This window comes from Methylobacterium sp. D54C, from assembly GCF_053345595.1.
In genome coordinates, this window is the sequence record NZ_JBKFAK010000202.1 from 1 (window position 1) to 303 (window position 303).

Genomic DNA, 303 nt, shown 5'->3' on the forward strand with positions numbered 1-303 from the left:
TCACCTTCAAGGGTGAGAAGGAGACGGGTCGTTCGGTCGGCGATACCCAGCCGGAGTGGATCGAGGGCGCCGTCGAGAAGGCGTTGTAGGTCGGTCGTGGCCACGGCGTTCGGCCTCGCGTTCCTCGCCGGCATCCTCTCGGTGCTGTCACCCTGTGTGCTGCCCTTGCTGCCGCTGGTGCTTGGTGCCGCGGCATCGGAGCACCGGCTCGGCCCCGCAGCCCTCCCCGCCGGCCGCGCGCAGTCCTTCGTGGCTATCGGGCTGTTCGTGGCGACCGTGGGGTTCGCCATCGGTCTCGACGGC

General features: G+C 70.0%; 1 pseudogene. It reads left to right on the top strand.

The annotated features are described in order from the left end of the window. Positions 1–96 precede the first annotated feature (96 nt). Positions 97–303: pseudogene (locus tag ACLBYB_RS33165) on the top strand (cytochrome c biogenesis protein CcdA); the annotation flags it as partial.